Annotated in this window: 15 protein-coding genes and 1 tRNA gene; 6 read left to right on the forward strand and 10 right to left on the reverse strand. The window is 70.2% G+C overall.

Annotated elements, in window-relative coordinates; all coding sequences use genetic code 11:
- Positions 1-173: 173 nt before the first annotated feature.
- From ABZ861_RS14730 to dnaA, 10 genes are all read right to left on the reverse strand, one after another.
- Complete coding sequence (locus ABZ861_RS14730; protein ID WP_361629247.1) at positions 174-371, reverse strand: hypothetical protein; 198 nt, start codon at positions 369-371, stop codon at positions 174-176.
- 251 nt (positions 372-622) lie between these two features.
- Positions 623-699, reverse strand: a tRNA-Ile gene (locus tag ABZ861_RS14735).
- 167 nt (positions 700-866) lie between these two features.
- The gene (locus ABZ861_RS14740; RefSeq protein WP_361629250.1) at positions 867-1,580 is read right to left on the reverse strand and encodes a DUF3566 domain-containing protein; all 714 of its coding nucleotides are present in this window, start codon (positions 1,578-1,580) and stop codon (positions 867-869) included.
- A gap of 18 nt (positions 1,581-1,598) precedes the next feature.
- Complete coding sequence (gene gyrA / locus ABZ861_RS14745; protein ID WP_361629253.1) at positions 1,599-4,193, reverse strand: DNA gyrase subunit A; 2,595 nt, start codon at positions 4,191-4,193, stop codon at positions 1,599-1,601.
- Between the two features lie 43 nt (positions 4,194-4,236).
- The gene (gyrB, locus tag ABZ861_RS14750; RefSeq protein ID WP_361629256.1) at positions 4,237-6,324 is read right to left on the reverse strand and encodes a DNA topoisomerase (ATP-hydrolyzing) subunit B; all 2,088 of its coding nucleotides are present in this window, start codon (positions 6,322-6,324) and stop codon (positions 4,237-4,239) included.
- Between the two features lie 392 nt (positions 6,325-6,716).
- Positions 6,717-7,265: a DciA family protein gene (locus ABZ861_RS14755; RefSeq protein ID WP_361629259.1), complete on the reverse strand. Its 549-nt coding sequence runs from the start codon at positions 7,263-7,265 to the stop codon at positions 6,717-6,719.
- A gap of 109 nt (positions 7,266-7,374) precedes the next feature.
- Positions 7,375-8,496 (reverse strand): DNA replication/repair protein RecF, encoded by a 1,122-nt coding sequence (gene recF, locus ABZ861_RS14760; protein WP_361629262.1) that lies wholly within the window; start codon positions 8,494-8,496, stop codon positions 7,375-7,377.
- Between the two features lie 52 nt (positions 8,497-8,548).
- Complete coding sequence (gene gnd, locus ABZ861_RS14765; RefSeq protein ID WP_361629265.1) at positions 8,549-9,427, reverse strand: phosphogluconate dehydrogenase (NAD(+)-dependent, decarboxylating); 879 nt, start codon at positions 9,425-9,427, stop codon at positions 8,549-8,551.
- 206 nt (positions 9,428-9,633) lie between these two features.
- Entirely contained in the window at positions 9,634-10,764 is a 1,131-nt protein-coding gene (dnaN, locus tag ABZ861_RS14770) for a DNA polymerase III subunit beta (protein WP_361629268.1), read from the reverse strand.
- A 997-nt stretch (positions 10,765-11,761) separates the two neighbouring features.
- The gene (dnaA, locus tag ABZ861_RS14775; RefSeq protein ID WP_361629271.1) at positions 11,762-13,891 is read right to left on the reverse strand and encodes a chromosomal replication initiator protein DnaA; all 2,130 of its coding nucleotides are present in this window, start codon (positions 13,889-13,891) and stop codon (positions 11,762-11,764) included.
- A 370-nt stretch (positions 13,892-14,261) separates the two neighbouring features.
- On the opposite strand from dnaA, the gene rpmH reads away from it, so the two are divergent.
- From rpmH to rsmG, 6 genes are all read left to right on the forward strand, one after another.
- Entirely contained in the window at positions 14,262-14,399 is a 138-nt protein-coding gene (gene rpmH / locus ABZ861_RS14780; protein WP_003956500.1) for a 50S ribosomal protein L34, read from the forward strand.
- A gap of 21 nt (positions 14,400-14,420) precedes the next feature.
- A complete protein-coding gene (rnpA, locus tag ABZ861_RS14785) occupies positions 14,421-14,792 on the forward strand; it encodes a ribonuclease P protein component (protein WP_361629274.1) in 372 nt (123 codons plus the stop codon).
- A complete protein-coding gene (gene yidD, locus ABZ861_RS14790; protein ID WP_361629277.1) occupies positions 14,789-15,142 on the forward strand; it encodes a membrane protein insertion efficiency factor YidD in 354 nt (117 codons plus the stop codon). The genes rnpA and yidD overlap by 4 nt, the downstream gene beginning before the upstream one ends.
- Positions 15,143-15,145: 3 nt before the next feature.
- Positions 15,146-16,447 carry a membrane protein insertase YidC gene (gene yidC, locus ABZ861_RS14795; protein WP_361629280.1) on the forward strand — a complete coding sequence of 434 codons (1,302 nt, stop codon included), beginning with the start codon at positions 15,146-15,148 and terminating at the stop codon, positions 16,445-16,447.
- Positions 16,448-16,462: 15 nt separating this feature from the next.
- Positions 16,463-16,975: a R3H domain-containing nucleic acid-binding protein gene (locus tag ABZ861_RS14800; protein ID WP_361629283.1), complete on the forward strand. Its 513-nt coding sequence runs from the start codon at positions 16,463-16,465 to the stop codon at positions 16,973-16,975.
- Positions 16,976-17,092: 117 nt separating this feature from the next.
- Positions 17,093-17,809: a 16S rRNA (guanine(527)-N(7))-methyltransferase RsmG gene (gene rsmG / locus ABZ861_RS14805; protein WP_361629286.1), complete on the forward strand. Its 717-nt coding sequence runs from the start codon at positions 17,093-17,095 to the stop codon at positions 17,807-17,809.
- Positions 17,810-17,927 lie beyond the last annotated feature (118 nt).

Below are 17,927 nucleotides of genomic sequence, written 5' to 3' on the forward strand. Positions count from 1 at the left end.
CACTCGACGGCGAACTGCGTACAGCGTCACCGCCCTGTCCGAAGACCCCGGTCACCGCCGACCGGGGTCTTCCTCTGCCCTCATACAGATCTCCGTACAGCGCCGCTACGGCTCCAGTACTGCACCCTCATGTCACCCGGGACGCCGCGAACCCAACTGTGAGCGGTCGCCGCTCAGTCGACGGCGTCGGGCTTCACTCGACGGAACGGCGCGGTGCGGGGCAGGTACGCGAGTTGCGCCGCCATGGCCAGGAGGCTCAGAAAGAACCACCAACCGTGACCGTCGGATTGTCCGACCACGACTCCCCAAGCGAGGAAAACGGCGCCCTGGACCCACTGCTGCCAAGTCCATGCCGGTTCGGTCCGGATCACGATCCCCTCCTGAGTCTGTTCGGGCGATGATTGTCACACCCGAGGTCGCGCGGCCCGCTGCGGTGCGACGCGGTCTTGTCGCTCCGGCCGTCGGCTGCCGGCATGGGGGCAGGGACGACAGGCTTGGGGAATCGGGCGACGAAGGCGGTGACGGTCGAGGTGGAAGACCCGCTCATCGGCTGACCGCCGCCCGCGGTGTCACTCGTGGATGTCAAAAGACCCCCGGCCCTGGGGACCGGAGGTCTTCATGCTGGTGGGGCTAACAGGATTTGAACCTGTGGCCTCATCCTTATCAGGGATGCGCTCTAACCAACTGAGCTATAGCCCCGCCGCGCTGTGCGGTGTACGTCCCGCGCGCTGACTCCTGAAGATTAGCGCACGAGGGGGGCAGTCCCAAAATCGGTTGGCGGGGGGCCGACGGGCGCGGCCAGGGGCGGAAGCGGGGCGCCGTCCCCCGAAGCGAGGCGCCCGTCCCCCGTGCCCGGCGCCCTCCGGTCACTCGTCCTCGGCCAGCGTCAGTTCGATGCCGCCGACGAAGCCCGCGGAGAGGTTGTAGATGAAGGCGCCGAGGGTGGCCAGCGCCGTCGCCAGGACCACGTCGATGATCGCGATGATCGCGCTGAACGTCAGCACGTGCGGGAGGGACAGGAAGGACTGGAGGTCGAAGCCGTTGGACTCGGTGGAGCCGGTGGCCTCCGAGATCGTTCCGCCGACCGTGGAGAAGACGCCCATGGCGTTCATGACCATCCACAGCACGGCCGCGGCGACGACCGTGCAGATGCCCAGCGCGACCGAGAGCAGGAAGCTGACCTTCATCACGGACCACGGGTCGGCCTTGGCCACCCGCAGCCGCGCCTTGCGGGTGCGCGGAGTCGTCCGGGCGCCCGTGCGCGGCCGGCGCACCGCGCCCTGCTGCCCGGCCGGGTACGCCTGCGGCGGGTGGTAGGGCCCGGCGGCCTGCTGCGGCTGCCGCTCGCCCGGCAGCGGGGAGGCGCTCCCCTGGGCCTGCCGGGTGGACTGGGCCTGCTGACCTCGGGTGTCCGTCACCCTCGCCCCCTGGGATCCGTTCGGGTCGCCGGCGGGCGGCGTGATCGCCTTCAGGTTGGTCGTGTGCGGATCGGACGCCCGCGCGGCGGCGCCACGGCCGCCGCCGTCCGCTCCCGTACCAGTGGAGGTACCGGCCGATCCGGCGCCCGTGGCTCCGCTCACGATGACTCACTCCTCGTGCTACTCGGCAGAGGGCGCCTCACCCTCGTCCGTGCCGGTGGTCGCGGCATCTTCGGCGATCTCGTCCACGGCCACGTCGCCGTCGACTTCCTCCGCCTCGCGTCCCGCCTCGGCGTTGCGCGCGATGCCCACGACGGCGTCGCGCTTGCCCAGGTTGATCAGTTGGACGCCCATGGTGTCACGGCCCGTCTCCCTGACCCCGCTGACTCGCGTGCGAATCACACCGCCCGAGAGCGTGATCGCGAGGATCTCGTCCGTCTCCTCGACGATCAGCGCGCCCACGAGCGAACCGCGATCCTCCACGATCTTGGCGGCCTTGATGCCGAGGCCGCCGCGTCCCTGGACGCGGTACTCGTCGACGGCGGTCCGCTTCGCGTATCCGCCGTCCGTGGCAGTGAACACGAACGTACCGGCTCGGACAACATTCATCGAGAGCAGTTCGTCGCCCTCGCGGAAGCTCATGCCCTTGACGCCCGAGGTGGCGCGGCCCATGGGGCGCAGCGTGTCGTCCGATGCGGTGAACCTGATCGACTGAGCCTTCTTGCTGATCAGCAGCAGATCGTCGTCGGCCGAGACGAGTTCGGCGCCGATCAGCTCGTCGTCGATCCCGTTCTCCTGCTCCCGCAGGTTGATGGCGATGACACCGCCGGAGCGCGGCGAATCGTAATCCTTGAGAGGCGTCTTCTTGACCAGTCCGGCCTTGGTGGCCAGCACCAGGTAGGGCACCGCCTCATAGTCGCGGATCGCGAGGATCTCGGCGATCGCCTCGTCCGGCTGGAAGGCCAGCAGGTTGGCGACGTGCTGGCCGCGCGCGTCCCGGCCGGCGTCCGGCAGCTCGTACGCCTTCGCCCGGTACACCCGGCCCTTGTTGGTGAAGAACAGCAGCCAGTGGTGCGTGGTGGAGACGAAGAAGTGGTCGACGATGTCGTCTTCCTTCAGCTTCGTGCCGCGCACGCCCTTGCCGCCGCGCTTCTGCGCGCGGTAGTCGTCGGTCTTGGTCCGCTTGACGTAGCCGCCGCGGCTGACCGTGACGACGATGTCCTCTTCGGCGATCAGATCCTCGATGGACATGTCGCCCTCGTAGGGGATCAGCTTGGTCTTGCGGTCCTCGCCGAACTTCTCGACGATCGCGGCCAGCTCCTCGCTGACGATCCCGCGCTGGCGGACCGGGGAGGCCAGGATCTGGTTGTACTCGTCGATCTTCGTCTGGAGGTCGTCGTGCTCTTGGACGATCTTCTGCCGCTCCAGGGCCGCCAGGCGGCGAAGCTGCATCTCCAGGATCGCGTTGGCCTGGATCTCGTCGATGTCCAGCAGGCCCATCAGGCCGCCGCGGGCGATCTCGACGGTCTCGCTGCGCCGGATCAGCGCGATGACCTCGTCGATCGCGTCCAGGGCCTTCAGCAGACCGCGCAGGATGTGGGCGCGCTCCTCGGCCTTGCGCAGCCGGAAGCGGGTGCGGCGGACGACGACCTCGATCTGGTGCGTCACCCAGTGGCGGATGAACGCGTCCAGGGACAGGGTGCGGGGCACGCCGTCGACCAGCGCCAGCATGTTGGCGCCGAAGTTCGTCTGGAGGTCGGTGTGCTTGTAGAGGTTGTTCAGGACGACCTTGGCGACCGCGTCCCGCTTCAGGACGATCACCAGGCGCTGGCCGGTGCGCGAGGAGGTCTCGTCGCGGACGTCGGCGATGCCGCCGACCCTCCCGTCCTTCACCAGGTCGGCGATCTTCTGCGCGAGGTTGTCCGGGTTGACCTGGTAGGGCAGCTCCGTGACCACCAGGCACTGGCGGTTCTGGATCTCCTCGACCTCGACGACCGCGCGCATGGTGATGGAGCCGCGGCCGGTGCGGTACGCCTCCTCGATGCCCTTGCGGCCCACGACCAGCGCGCCGGTCGGGAAGTCCGGGCCCTTGATGCGCTCGATGAGCGCGTCCAGCAGCTCCTCCTGGCCGGCCTCCGGGTTCTCCAGGCACCACTGGGCGCCGGCGGCGACCTCGCGCAGGTTGTGCGACGGGATGTTGGTCGCCATGCCGACCGCGATGCCCGCCGAGCCGTTGATCAGCAGGTTCGGGAAGCGGGAGGGCAGGACGGTCGGCTCCTGGGAGCGGCCGTCGTAGTTGTCCGTGAAGTCGACGGTCTCCTCGTCGATGTCGCGGACCATCTCCATCGACAGCGGCGCCATCTTGCACTCGGTGTAGCGCATGGCCGCCGCCGGGTCGTTGCCCGGCGAGCCGAAGTTGCCGTTGGAGTCCACCAGCGGCATCCGCATCGCCCACGGCTGCGCCAGGCGGACCAGCGCGTCGTAGATCGAGGAGTCGCCGTGCGGGTGGTAGTTGCCCATGACGTCGCCGACGACGCGGGCGCACTTGTAGAAGCCGCGGTCGGGGCGGTAGCCGCCGTCGTACATGGCGTACAGCACCCGGCGGTGGACGGGCTTGAGGCCGTCCCGGACGTCGGGCAGCGCGCGCGAGACGATGACGGACATCGCGTAGTCGAGGTACGAGCGCTGCATCTCCGTCTCGAGCCCGACGGGCTCGACGCGCATCACGAGTTCGCCGCCCTCTTGCGGGGTGACAGGGGTGTTCTCGTCGGCCATTGCTGGTGAGGATCCTTCCTGGTGCGGTCAGCGAAAGACCGACTCAGATGTCGAGGAAGCGGACGTCCTTGGCGTTGCGCTGGATGAACTGGCGGCGGGCCTCGACGTCCTCGCCCATCAGGACCGAGAACAGGTCGTCGGCCTGGGCGGCGTCGTCCAGGGTGACCTGGCCGAGGACGCGGTGCTCCTGGTCCATGGTGGTCACCCGCAGCTCCTCGGCGTTCATCTCGCCGAGGCCCTTGAAGCGCTGGATCGAGTCCTCGCGGATGCGCTTGCCGCGCTGGCGGCCCAGCTCCAGCAGCGCGTCCCGCTCGCGGTCGGAGTACGCGTACTCGACGTCCTCCCGGCCCCACTTGATCTTGTACAGCGGGGGGCGGGACAGGAACACGTGCCCGGCCTCGACCAGCGGCCGCATGAAGCGGAACAGGAAGGTCAGCAGCAGGGTGTTGATGTGCTGGCCGTCGACGTCGGCGTCCGCCATGAGGATGATCTTGTGGTAGCGGAGCTTCTCGATGTCGAAGTCCTCGTGCACGCCCGTGCCGAACGCGGAGATCAGCGCCTGGATCTCCTGGTTCTGGAGGATCTTGTCGATCCGCGCCTTCTCGACGTTGAGGATCTTGCCGCGGATCGGGAGGATCGCCTGGTACTCCGGGTTGCGGCCGGACTTGGCCGAGCCGCCGGCGGAGTCGCCCTCGACGATGAAGATCTCGCACTTGACCGGGTCGTTGGACTGGCAGTCCGAGAGCTTGCCGGGCAGCGACGCCGACTCCAGCAGCCCCTTGCGGCGGGTGAGGTCGCGGGCCTTGCGGGCCGCCACGCGCGCGGTGGCCGCCTGGATGCCCTTGCGGATGATGTCGGCCGCCTCGACCGGGTTGCGGTCCAGCCAGTCGTTGAGGTGCTCGTAGACCGCCCGCTGCACGAAGGTCTTCGCCTCGGTGTTGCCCAGCTTGGTCTTGGTCTGGCCCTCGAACTGCGGCTCGCTCAGCTTGACCGAGATGATCGCGGTCAGGCCCTCGCGGATGTCGTCGCCCGTGAGGTTGTCGTCCTTGTCGCGCAGCAGCTTCTTGTCGCGCGCGTACTTGTTGATCAGGGAGGTCAGCGCGGCGCGAAAGCCCTCTTCGTGCGTGCCGCCCTCATGCGTGTGGATGATGTTGGCGAACGAGTACACGCCCTCGCTGTAGCCGCCGTTCCACTGCATCGCGACTTCCAGGGACAGGCTCTTCTCCCTGTCCTCGGCCTCCAGGTCGATGACCGTGGGGTGCACCGCTTCGCCCTTGCGGGAGTTGAGGTACTTCACGAAGTCGACGATGCCGCCGTCGTAGTGGTACTCGACGGTCTTGACCTCGTCCTTCTGGTCGGCGCCCGCCTCGTCCGCCCCGGTGGTCGCCTTCGCCGACTCGCGCTCGTCGGTGAGCTTGATCGTCAGGCCCTTGTTGAGGAACGCCATCTCCTGGAAGCGCCGCGACAGCGTCTCGAAGGAGTAGTCGGTCGTCTCGAAGATGTCCGGGTCGGCCCAGAAGGTCACCGAGGTGCCGGTCTCGTCCGTCGCCTCGTGCCGGGCGAGCGGGGCCGTCGGGACGCCCATCTTGTATTCCTGCGTCCACCGGTGGCCGTCCGTCTTCACCTCGACGCACACCTTGTTGGACAGGGCGTTGACCACGGAGACGCCGACGCCGTGCAGACCGCCGGAGACCGCGTAGCCGCCGCCGCCGAACTTGCCGCCCGCGTGCAGCACGGTGAGCACCACTTCTAGGGCCGGCTTGCCCTCGGACGGGACGATGCCGACCGGGATGCCGCGGCCGTTGTCCACGACCCGCACGCCGCCGTCGGGCAGGACCGTCACGTCGATGGTGTCCGCGTGCCCGGCCAGCGCCTCGTCGACGGAGTTGTCGACCACCTCGTAGACGAGGTGGTGCAGGCCGCGCTCGCCGGTGGAGCCGATGTACATGCCGGGTCGCTTGCGGACCGCGTCCAGACCCTCGAGGACGGTGATGGCGCTGGCGTCGTACGAGGCGCCGGTCCCGCCGCTCGGTGCGGCGGCCGGTTCTGCGACGGCGTCGGCGTCGGTGGAGGGGATGTTCTCGTTGGGGTTGCCGGAATCGGCCACGAAGCGCCCTTTCTGGCACAGCACGAGCCGGGCTCCTGGAGGTGCCCCCTCCTGTGCGGAGGGCTGCCGGAGCGGCTGCGGCATGTTGCGTTGGTCAGCCTTGATCAGCGTTGCTCAGCTTTTCCCGGACGATCCCCACGGGCGGGGCGGGATTGGCTCCCAGTCTACCGGTAGCGCCGACACTGATGGGGGTTTGCCGGTACCTGAGTCCGCATGTGCCGCCCTGAACCGGTCTTGGCCGGGTCCCGATATAGGGAAGGGGGCTCCGGGAGCCTCACAGCGGCGCTCAGCGCTTCGAACCGTCAACCCCTCGCCACACCAGGGCCGGGTGCACGTTCGCAAGGGCGTGCGGTTGCGCGACGGACCCTCTCCACGGGCCCGCGCACGCCCCCCGGCGCCGACCGGTGTGACGTCTGTCACCCGTAGGTGTCACCGGGTCCCGTGCTGCCGGGCGCCCGCAGCGGACCGTACCGGCGCGCGCCCCCGCCGGGACCGTTCACCTTGATCAACCGGACCGCGCCGTGCCCCAGATCCTCGTTCAGCCGGGCCACCAGCGTCGGCGCGAGCAGCCGTAGGTTCGTCGCCCAGGCCGTCGAGTCGCAGCGCACCACGAGCACCCGCTCGTCCTCGTCGTACCGCTCCGGGACGCAGTGCTTGGCCACGTCGGCGCCGACGATCTGCGGCCAGCGCCCCATCACCCCGCCCACCGCGGCCGGCGTCTCCCAGCCGCGTTCGGCGATCAGCCGGTTGACGGCCGCGCCCAGCGCCATCGGATCCCGGCCGTCGGCGCGGGCGCCGGAGCGCAGGCCGCCGCGCCGCGCCTGCCGCTTCTGCTGCGCCGCGTCCCCCCGCGCGCGGGCCGCCTCCTTCGCCGCCCGCAGCGCCACGCGCGCGAGGTCGACGCCCGAGGGCTCGGGCGGCCGCGCAGCGGAGTCCCCCGGCGCCGGGTCGTTCTCGGCGCTCATCCGCGCCCCGCCCCCTCGGCCGCTGCGGCGCGTACGGTCCCCGCGGCGCTCACCGTCGCGGCGCTCACAGTTGCGGCGCTCACGGTCGCGGCGCTCGTGGTTCCGGCGCTCACAGCCGCTCCACCGCCCCGTCCGCGACGGTGAACCGCGTGCCCGCCAGCGCGTCCGGCACGTCGTCGTCGACCGCGGCCGTCACCAGGACCTGCTCTCCGGGGGCGACCAGCTCGGCCAGGCGCTCGCGGCGGCGGGCGTCCAACTCGGCGAACACGTCGTCGAGCACCAGCACCGGCTCGTTGCCCTCCGCGCGCAGCAGGTCGTAGGAGGCCAGCCGCAGGGCCAGCGCGAAGGACCAGGACTCGCCGTGGGAGGCGTACCCCTTCGCCGGGAGCTGCCCCAGCTTGAGGACCAGGTCGTCGCGGTGCGGGCCGACCAGGGTCACGCCCCGCTCGATCTCCTGCTTGCGCGCGTCGGCGAGCGCCGCCGTGAGCTGCTCGACGAGGGCCTCGCGCGCGTGCGCCTCGCCGGGCGCGGACGGCTTGTACTCCAGGGCGACCGGACCGCCGCCCGGCGCGAGCTGCTCGTACGCCTTGTCGGCCAGCGGTTGCAGCGCGGCGATCAGATCCAGCCGCTGGGCCAGCAGTTCCGCCCCGGCCCGCGCGAGGTGCTGGTCCCACACGTCCAGCGTGGACAGGTCCATGGAACGGCCCCCGTGCCGGCGCGCGAGCGCCGCCGACTTCAGCAGGGTGTTGCGCTGCTTGAGGACCCGCTCGTAGTCCGAGCGCACCCCCGCCATGCGCGGCGAGCGCGCCGTGATCAGCTCGTCCAGGAAGCGGCGCCGCTCCCCGGGGTCGCCCTTGACCAGGGCGAGGTCCTCGGGCGCGAACAGCACGGTCCGCACGATGCCCAGCACGTCACGCGGTCTGACCTGCGAGGACCGGTTGACGCGCGCGCGGTTGGCGCGGCCCGGGTTCAGCTCAAGCTCCACGAGCTGCTGCCGCTCGCCCTGCCGCACCTGCGCGCGGATCACCGCCCGCTCGGCGCCCATCCGGACCAGAGGCGCGTCCGAGGAGACGCGGTGGCTGCCCAGGGTGGCGAGATAGCCGACCGCCTCGACGAGATTGGTCTTGCCCTGACCGTTGGGCCCCACGAAGGCGGTGACGCCCGGGTCGAGAGGGACCTCGGCCCGCGCGTACGAGCGGAAGTCGGCCAGCGACAGGTGCGTGACGTGCATGGGCGTGCGCCGGCCTCCTCCAGCGTCGCGGACCGCCGAGCGGTCCTGCGGACTACTTCTTCGTCTCCACGGCGTGGCCGCCGAACTGGTTGCGCAGCGCGGCGACCATCTTCATCTGCGGCGAGTCCTCCTGACGGGAGGCGAACCGCGCGAACAGCGAGGCTGTGATCGCGGGCAGCGGCACCGCGTTGTCGATCGCCGCCTCCACCGTCCAGCGGCCCTCGCCCGAGTCCTGCGCGAAGCCGCGCAGCTTGTCCAGGTGCTCGTCGTCGTCGAGCGCGTTGACGGCGAGGTCGAGCAGCCAGGAGCGGATGACGGTGCCCTCCTGCCAGGAGCGGAAGACCTCGCGGACGTTGTCCACGAAGTCGACCTTCTCCAGCAGCTCCCAGCCCTCGGCGTACGCCTGCATCATCGCGTACTCGATGCCGTTGTGGACCATCTTCGCGAAGTGCCCGGCGCCCACCTTGCCCGCGTGCACCGCGCCGAACTCGCCCTCGGGCTTGAGCGCGTCGAAGACCGGCCGCACCTTCGCCACGTGCTCGGCGTCGCCGCCGTACATCAGCGCGTAGCCGTTGCGCAGGCCCCAGACGCCGCCGGAGACGCCGCAGTCGACGAAGCCGATGCCCTTGGCGGCCAGCTCCTCGGCGTGCCTCTCGTCGTCCGTCCAGCGGGAGTTGCCGCCGTCCACGACCACGTCGCCGGGCTCCAGCAGTGCGGCCAGCTCGTCGACGGTCGACTGGGTGGGCGCGCCGGCGGGGACCATGACCCAGACCACGCGAGGGCCGTCCAGCTTGCCCACCAGCTCTTCGAGGCTGTGGACGTCCGCGAGGTCGGGGTCGCGGTCGTATCCGACGACGGTGTGGCCCGCGCGGCGGATCCGCTCGCGCATGTTGCCGCCCATCTTGCCGAGGCCGATGAGACCGAGCTGCATCAGTTGTGTCCTTAAGGTGTCCGACGTGGCGTGAGGGCACTTGCGTGCCGCGTCCGAGCCTAGACCCGGACCTTCGCGCACATCCGTGGGCGTACGCGCTCAGACGTACGCTCCGACCTGCGGTTTCCGGCGGCGCGGGCACCGTGGTCCACAGGATCGCGATGCCTGTGGACCACGTCTTGGTCCCGCCGCCTCTGCCTCTGGCGTCAGCCGCTCAGCCGCACCGGCATGATCAGGTACTTGTAGGCGTCGTCCGCCTCGGCGTCCACCGCCGGCTTGCCGCTGAGCAGGGCCGGCTTGGTGGACGTCGTGAAGGAGAGCTGGGCCACCGGGGAGTCGATCGCGCTCAGACCGTCCAGCAGGAACGTCGGGTTGAAGGCGATAGAGATGTCGTCGCCCTCGAGCTGCGCGTCGACGCGTTCCACAGCCTGTGCGTCGTCGCTGGAGCCGGCCTCCAGGATGAGCACACCCTGCTCGAAGCTGAGCCGCACCGGGGTGTTGCGCTCGGCGACCAGCGCGACGCGCTTGACGGCCTCCACGAAGGGGGCGGTCTCGATGACGGCGACGCTGTTGAACTCGGTCGGGAACAGCGTGCGGTACTTCGGCAGGTCGCCTTCGAGCAGGCGCGTGGTCGTCCGGCGACCGGCGCCCTCGAAACCGATCAGGCCCTCGCCGGCGCCCGAGCCGGACAGCGCGAGGATCACGCTGTCGCCGCTGGTCAGCGCCTTGGCGGTGTCCTGGAGCGTCTTGGCGGGCACCAGCGCGACCGCGGACACGTCGGGGTTCTCCGGCTTCCACAGGAACTCGCGGACCGCGAAGCGGTAGCGGTCGGTGGAGGCCAGCGTGACCGTGTCGCCCTCGATCTCGATGCGCACACCGGTGAGGACGGGCAGCGTGTCGTCGCGGCCGGCGGCGATGGCGACCTGCTGCACGGCGGAGGAGAAGACCTCGCCGGGCACCGTGCCCGTCGCGTTCGGCATCTGCGGGAGCGCCGGGTACTCCTCCACAGGCAGGGTGTGAAGGGTGAAGCGGGAGGACCCGCAGACCACCGTCGCCCGTACACCGTCTGTGGAGATCTCCACCGGGCGGTTGGGCAGGGCGCGGCAGATGTCGGCGAGCAGGCGGCCGGAGACCAGGACCGTGCCGTCCTCCTCGACCTCGGTCTCCACCGACACCCGCGCGGAGACCTCGTAGTCGAAGCTGGAGAGGCTGAGCTGGCCGTCCTCGGCCTTCAGCAGCAGGCCGGCGAGAACAGGCGCCGGCGGACGGGCCGGAAGGCTGCGCGCCGCCCAGGCCACTGCCTCCGCGAGTACGTCGCGTTCCACCCGGATCTTCACCGTAAGCCGCCTCCTGCGTGCTGTTGCCTCTGAGTCCTCCGACTCGGTGTCCCAGCCCACTGCGACGGGAAGGCCACCGGGGACCAGTCTGACGCACACCGCTGACAGCAGGCGCCTGTCGGGGTCAAGTCGCTCGGAGGGGCAGCCGGGCTCGAAGAGGCGAGTTGTGCACAGGCCCCGCTTCAAATCGATTCCCGCACTCTTACTGGTTGGCAGTAGTAGTAGGGGCTGTGGATACCGTGGATAACCCCGTTTGCCCAGCTCAGCGCGGAAGTTTTATCCACCGACCCTGTGGGTGGAGCCCGTGGACAACTCGGCGGATCTGTGGAGAACAGAAAGTTCTGCACACGCCGCCCACAGGCAGCGGGCAGTTCTCCCCAGCCGTGTCCCCAGGTTTACCCAGGTTTCCCACAAGCCAATCCGGCACCTTGATGTGACGGCTTTCACTCGACTCGGTGATGCGGAGCATCGTGTTGCCGAACAGTGGACAGCCATGTGGAGAACGGGCCGTTCGCTGGGGACAACAGCCCACAGCCTGTGGGTAGTCCGTGGATAACTTCATGCACAGCCTGTGGATCGCTGCTTTCTCCACAGCCTGTGGAGATCGTTCGTCCACGAATCCACAGGCACCTGAGCTGCGGCGATGGCGACGGAGACGCCAGCTTGTGGACACCGTTCGGGACAACTTCGCAGTCCCCAGCTTGTGGACCGAAAAAAGTCGCCAGATCTGTGGAGAGAGGCCGTAACCCGGCCCTTAATCGAACACCGGGGGGCGCTTCGGGCGGCGCGGAGGGGGTCCCCGGCGGACGTCGAGGGGGTCCCGGGCGGTGCGCAGGGGGTCCCGGGCGGACGCCGAGGGGGTCTCGGGCGGACGTCGAAGGGGCCCCGGGCGGACGCCGAGGAGCGTCGATCCGTGCCCTAGAGGGGGGGCAGGCGGCAGACGAAGGGGCGCCCCGGGATCCCCGGGGCGCCCCCTTCTGCGCGGCCGTGCGGCGTCTCAGCCGTTCTTGATGCGGTTGGTCAGCTCGGTGACCTGGTTGTAGATGGAGCGTCGCTCCGCCATCAGCGCGCGGATCTTGCGGTCGGCGTGCATGACGGTCGTGTGGTCGCGGCCGCCGAACTGCGCCCCGATCTTCGGCAGCGACAGGTCGGTCAGCTCCCGGCACAGGTACATGGCGATCTGCCGGGCGGTGACCAGGGCGCGGCCCCGCGAGATGCCGCACAGGTCCTCGACCGTGAGGCCGAAGTAGTCGGCCGTGGCCGCCATGATGGCCGTCGCGGTGATCTCCGGGGCGGAGTCCTCTCCCCCGGGGATGAGGTCCTTGAGCACGATCTCGGTCAGGCCCAGGTCCACCGGCTGCCGGTTGAGCGAGGCGAACGCCGTCACCCGGATCAGCGCGCCCTCCAGCTCGCGGATGTTGCGCGAGATGCGGGAGGCGATGAACTCCAGCACCTCCGGCGGGGCGTTGAGCTGCTCCTGGACCGCCTTCTTGCGCAGGATCGCGATCCGCGTCTCCAGCTCCGGCGGCTGGACGTCGGTGATCAGGCCCCACTCGAAGCGGTTGCGCAGCCGGTCCTCCAGGGTGACGAGCTGCTTGGGCGGCCGGTCGGAGGAGAGCACGATCTGCTTGTTGGCGTTGTGCAGGGTGTTGAACGTGTGGAAGAACTCCTCCTGCGTCGACTCCTTGTCCGCCAGGAACTGGATGTCGTCGACGAGCAGGATGTCCATCTCGCGGTAGCGCTTGCGGAAGCTGTCGCCCTTGCCGTCGCGGATGGAGTTGATGAACTCGTTGGTGAACTCCTCCGAGCTGACGTACCGCACCCGCGTGCCCGGGTACAGGCTGCGCGCGTAGTGCCCGATGGCGTGCAGCAGGTGCGTCTTGCCGAGCCCGGACTCGCCGTAGATGAAAAGAGGGTTGTACGCCTTGGCCGGCGCCTCGGCGACGGCGACCGCGGCCGCGTGGGCGAAGCGGTTGGACGCGCCGATGACGAACGTGTCGAAGAGGTACTTGGGGTTCAGCCGCGCGGTCGGCTCGCCCGGTCCGCCGGACGGCGCGGGGCGGTCGCCCGAGGGGCCGTGGCCGCCGGCGCCGGACGCGTTCGGGCCCCCCGGGCCGCCGCGGCGCCCCGGCCCGGCGCCCGGCGGCGGCTCGGGCAGCTGCCGGCGCGCCCCCTCGCGCTGCTCGTAGTCGCGCCGGTCGTAGTCCGCGCGGGACGCGTCGTAGTCGGAGCGCTGCTGCTCGTAAGAGGGGCGCTCCGCGGGCCGGCGCCGGTAGTCCTGGGCGGGGGAGTAAGCGTTCTTGCCGGGGCCGTAGCCGTCCTGCGATCCGTACGAGTCGGGGGAGCCGTAGGACTCCTGTGCGCCGTAGGTGTCCTGGGAGGCGTAGGCGTCGCGTGAGCCGTAGGTGTCCTGGGCGGGCGAGGCGTACGGGTCGCGCTCGGGGAAGCCGAGGCGCTGCTGCTGCCAGCCGTAGTCGTCCTGCCCGGGGCGCGGCCACGCGCCGGGCTCGGGGCGCTGGTAGTCGGCGTACTCGGCGGGATAGGCGGGGCGGGCGGTCGGGAGCGCGTCGGAGTCGGCGGCCTGCGGGTCGGTGCGCGGGAGCGGGAGCTGGTCGCCGGGGGCGCCGGCGTGCTGGTCGCGGCCGGCGCGGTTGCCGTCGCCGCGTTGTTCGCCGCCGCGTTGTTCGCCGCCGCGTTGTTCGCCGCCGCGTGGCTCGCTGCGGTGGGCCTCGCTGCGGTGGGCCTCGCCGCGGTGGCGGCCGTAGCCCTCGTAGCCGCCCTGGCCGGCCGGCAGCTCCTGCTCCTCATAGCGCGGCTGGGGGGCCGGCGGGGCGGGGGGCTGGGCTTCGCCGACGGAGCTGTCGACGGTGATCGCGATGCGGATCGGGCGCCCGCACTCCCGGCTCAGCGTCTCGCTGACGACCGGGGCGAGCCGCCCCTCCAGTACGCCCTTCGCGAACTCGTTCGGCACGGCGAGCAGCGCGGTGTCCGCGACGAGCGCGAGCGGCTGGCAGCGCCGGATCCAGTGCTCGTCCTTGGTCTCGACGCCCTGCCCGCGGCCTTCCCCGAGGAGCTGCTCCAGTACGCGTGGCCACACTGCGGCAAGATCGGCAGGTACGTCAGCCACAGGGCACGCTCTCTCACGGGGGTCCCACGAACGTGTGGTTCGGGACGGGTCGGGATCTCAACGAGGACAGGGGAACGAAGGGGAGTCCAGTAACGGTAGTCAGGGCAGCCGTTAGGGTTCAAGTCGTTGTCCCCAGGCTGTGGACAAGTGTCCGCCCGGCGGCGCTGGTTTGACCGGATGGCTCAGCCGCGCGTACCGTAACCAGGTCGAGTTGTCGATGGCTGCTGCCGCCTGCCTCCGATGGGCACTGATCGCGCCAAGGTGATCGGGAAGCGGTGCACACTCGGGCGTGACTGCGAGCTACTCGTGGGCGCACGGTGACAGCCAAGACGGCACCCCGCCACCACCGATTCTTTTCTGGAGCCCCCGAGTGAGCAAGCGCACCTTCCAGCCGAACAACCGTCGTCGCGCGAAGACCCACGGCTTCCGGCTGCGTATGCGCACCCGTGCCGGCCGCGCGATTCTCGCGTCCCGCCGTAGCAAGGGTCGCGCCCGTCTGTCCGCCTGATCCCGGTCAGGTCATGACGTCGTGCTGCCCACCGAGAACCGGCTGAGGCGGCGCGAGGACTTCGCGACCGCGGTGCGACGAGGTCGCCGGGCAGGACGCCCGCTCCTCGTCGTCCACCTTCGTAGCGGTGCCACGAACCCGCACGCGCCTGGGGAGAGCGCTCCCTCGACGCGTGCGGGTTTCGTCGTGAGCAAGGCCGTGGGCGGAGCGGTGGTGCGCACCGCGGTGAAGCGGAGGCTTCGCCATCTGATGCGGGACCGGATCGCCCTGCTGCCCCCCGGTAGCCTGGTAGTGGTACGAGCGCTGCCCGGTGCGGGCGACGCCGGCCACGCAGATCTGGCGCTGGATCTGGATGCCGCCCTTCAACGACTGCTGGGAGGGGGCGCACGATGAAGTACCCGCTGCTGGCGCTGATCAAGCTCTACCAGTGGACCATCAGCCCGTTGCTCGGGCCGGTGTGCAAGTACTACCCGTCCTGCTCCCACTACGGCTACACGGCCATCGACCGGCACGGCGCGGTCAAGGGAACGGCGCTCACCGCCTGGCGCGTCCTGCGGTGCAACCCGTGGTCGCCGGGCGGTGTGGACCACGTACCGCCGCGCAAGCGCCCGCGGTGGCATGAAACGCTGCGCGACGCGTGGCGCACGCGCAAGGGCGGGCCCTCCGCCGCCGAACCGGTCACCGGCGGAACCTCTCCGCCGAGCCCGGCCGCAGAGACCTCGTCCCATGCCCAAGGAGCATGATTAGTGGACACGATTGCCAGCTTCTTCAGCTTCATCACGACACCCGTCTCCTGGGTCATCGTCCAGTTCCACACGGTGTACGGGGCGCTCTTCGGACCGGACACCGGATGGGCCTGGGGCCTGTCCATCGTGTCCTTGGTGATCCTGATCCGCATCTGCCTGATCCCGCTCTTCGTGAAGCAGATCAAGGCGACGCGGGCGATGCAGACGCTCCAGCCCGAGATGAAGAAGATCCAGGAGCGCTACAAGAACGACAAGCAGCGCCAGTCCGAAGAGATGATGAAGCTGTACAAGGAGTCGGGCACCAACCCGCTCTCCTCGTGCCTTCCCATCGTGGCGCAGTCGCCGTTCTTCTTCGCCCTCTACCACGTGCTCAACGGCATCGCGACGGGCAAGACGATCGGCGTCATCGACGAGCAGCTCCTCGCGAGCGCCCGTAAGGCGCACATCGTCGGCGCGCCGCTCGCTGCGAAGTTCATGGACGGCTCGGACAAGGTCGCGGCGCTCGGCGCCACGCTGACCGACGTCCGGATCGTGACCGCGGTCATGATCATCATGATGTCGTTCTCGCAGTTCTACACGCAGCGCCAGCTCATGACCAAGAACGTCGACACCACGGTGAAGACGCCGTTCATGCAGCAGCAGAAGATGCTGATGTACGTCTTCCCGGTCATGTTCGCCGTCTTCGGCATCAACTTCCCGGTCGGTGTCCTCGTCTACTGGCTGACCACCAACGTGTGGACCATGGGCCAGCAGATGTACGTCATCCGCAACAACCCGACCCCGGGTTCCACGGCCCAGGCCGCCTACCTGGAGCGCCTCTCCAAGCACGTCACGCACCACGGCGAGGTCCGCAACCGGCGGGAGAAGGCGATCGTCAAGGCGATCGTCGCCAAGGGCCGCGACCGCAACGAGTTCGAGCGCAAGTTCGTCAACGGCCTGACCAAGGCCGGCCTGACGGCGCAGGCCGACGGCAGTGTGGTGAAGACCGAGGCCGGCGCCGTGGCTCAGGCCGAGGACGGCACGGCCGCCGTGACCGACACCGCGGCCCGGCGCCAGCAGCCCAAGCGGCAGAGCAAGGCCCAGCGGCAGTCGGGCGGGCTTCGGGCGGCCGGTGACACCGGGACGGCGCCGGAGCCGGAGCCGGCTGCGTCGCTGAGCGACTCCGACGCGGGCGAGCCGCAGGCCGCCGCGCCCGCCGCCGAGCGGAAGGCCGCCCCGAAGCCGGGTAGCGGCGCCCGCAGCAAGGCCCAGTCCGGCCAGCGCAAGGGCCCGCAGCGGCCCAAGTCCCCGTCCAAGAAGTAAGAAGGAGCCCATCCCGTGACGGAAGGCACCACCTCCGCCGCTGCCGAGGGCGCGGACGCCCTCACCCGCCTGGAGCAGGAGGGCGAGATCGCGGCGGACTACCTTGAGGGTCTGCTGGACATCGCCGACCTCGACGGCGACATCGACATGGACGTCGAGGCCGACCGCGCCTCTGTCTCGATCGTCGGTGAGTCCGGCGGCCGGGACCTGCACAAGCTGGTCGGCCGGGACGGCGAGGTGTTGGAGGCTCTTCAGGAGCTGACGCGTCTGGCGGTGCACCGGGAGACCGGCGACCGCAGCCGCCTGATGCTGGACATCGGGGGCTACCGCGCCCAGAAGCGCGCCGAGCTGTCCGAGCTGGGCGCCAAGGCCGCCGCCGAGGCCAAGAGCAGCGGCGAGCCGGTGAAGCTGAAGCCGATGAGCCCGTTCGAACGCAAGGTCGTGCACGACGCGGTCAAGGCCGCGGGCCTGCGCAGCGAGTCCGAGGGCGAGGAGCCGCAGCGCTTCGTCGTCGTGCTGCCCGCCTGAGCGGTTCCACGTTCCACCGGCCCCGTCTGTAGCGCAGGCGGGGCCGCGTTCTTGTCAGCCTGGTAGTTCTGGTGGTCGGCGCCGAGCGCGCCGGTGCGGTACGGAAGGACGGTCCCCGTGACGGAGGCAGCGGAGCTCCCCCCTGCGCCCGAGCAGGCACGTGAGGTATTCGGCGATCGCTTCGCGGACGCGGTCCGCTACGCCGAGCTGCTGGCCGAGGCAGGAGTGCAGCGCGGGCTCATCGGGCCGCGCGAGGTGCCCCGGCTGTGGGAGCGGCACCTGCTGAACTGCGCGGTGCTCTCCGAGGTCGTCCCCGAGGGGGTGACGGTCTGCGACGTGGGCTCCGGCGCCGGTCTGCCGGGCATCCCACTGGCGCTGGTGCGCGAGGACCTGAAGATCACGCTGCTGGAGCCGCTGCTGCGGCGCACCACGTTCCTCACCGAGGTCGTCGAGCTGCTGGGCCTCGATCACGTCACCGTGGCCCGGGGCCGCGCCGAGGAGGTCATGGGCAAGCTCACGCCGGTCCATGTCGTCACCGCCCGTGCGGTCGCGCCGCTGGACCGGCTGGCCGCCTGGGGCATCCCGCTGCTGCGTCCGTACGGCGAGATGCTCGCGCTCAAGGGCGACACGGCCGAGGAGGAACTGAAGAGCGCGGCCACCGCCCTGAGCAAACTGGGCGCGGTCGAGACCTCCGTGCTGCATGTGGGTGAGGGCGTGGTGGATCCGCTGTCCACGGTGGTACGGGTCGAGGTCGGGGAGAGCCCGGGGGGCGTACGCTTCGCCGCCAAACGGGCGAAGGCCGCCCGGACCGGCCGGGCCCGTCGGCGGCGCTAGCGAGGTGACCGGAGGAGTTCGGCGAGGCGGCCGTACTCCACCTAAGCTGCCCAAGCCTCGCATGACGGAGTGTCGCGACAGTTCGGCCACGGGTGCTGTGCATCGTGTTTCACGTGAA

Source organism: Streptomyces sp. NPDC046985 (assembly GCF_040644415.1).
Lineage (GTDB): Bacteria > Actinomycetota > Actinomycetes > Streptomycetales > Streptomycetaceae > Streptomyces.

Coding starts and splice junctions, on each gene's coding strand:
- gyrA (WP_361629253.1), bottom strand. CDS start 4,193: ATGGCCGACGAGAACACCCCTGTCACCCCGCAAGAGGGCGGCGAACTC.
- ABZ861_RS14755 (WP_361629259.1), bottom strand. CDS start 7,265: ATGAGCGCCGAGAACGACCCGGCGCCGGGGGACTCCGCTGCGCGGCCG.
- recF (WP_361629262.1), bottom strand. CDS start 8,496: ATGCACGTCACGCACCTGTCGCTGGCCGACTTCCGCTCGTACGCGCGG.
- gnd (WP_361629265.1), bottom strand. CDS start 9,427: ATGCAGCTCGGTCTCATCGGCCTCGGCAAGATGGGCGGCAACATGCGC.
- yidD (WP_361629277.1), top strand. CDS start 14,789: ATGAAGTACCCGCTGCTGGCGCTGATCAAGCTCTACCAGTGGACCATC.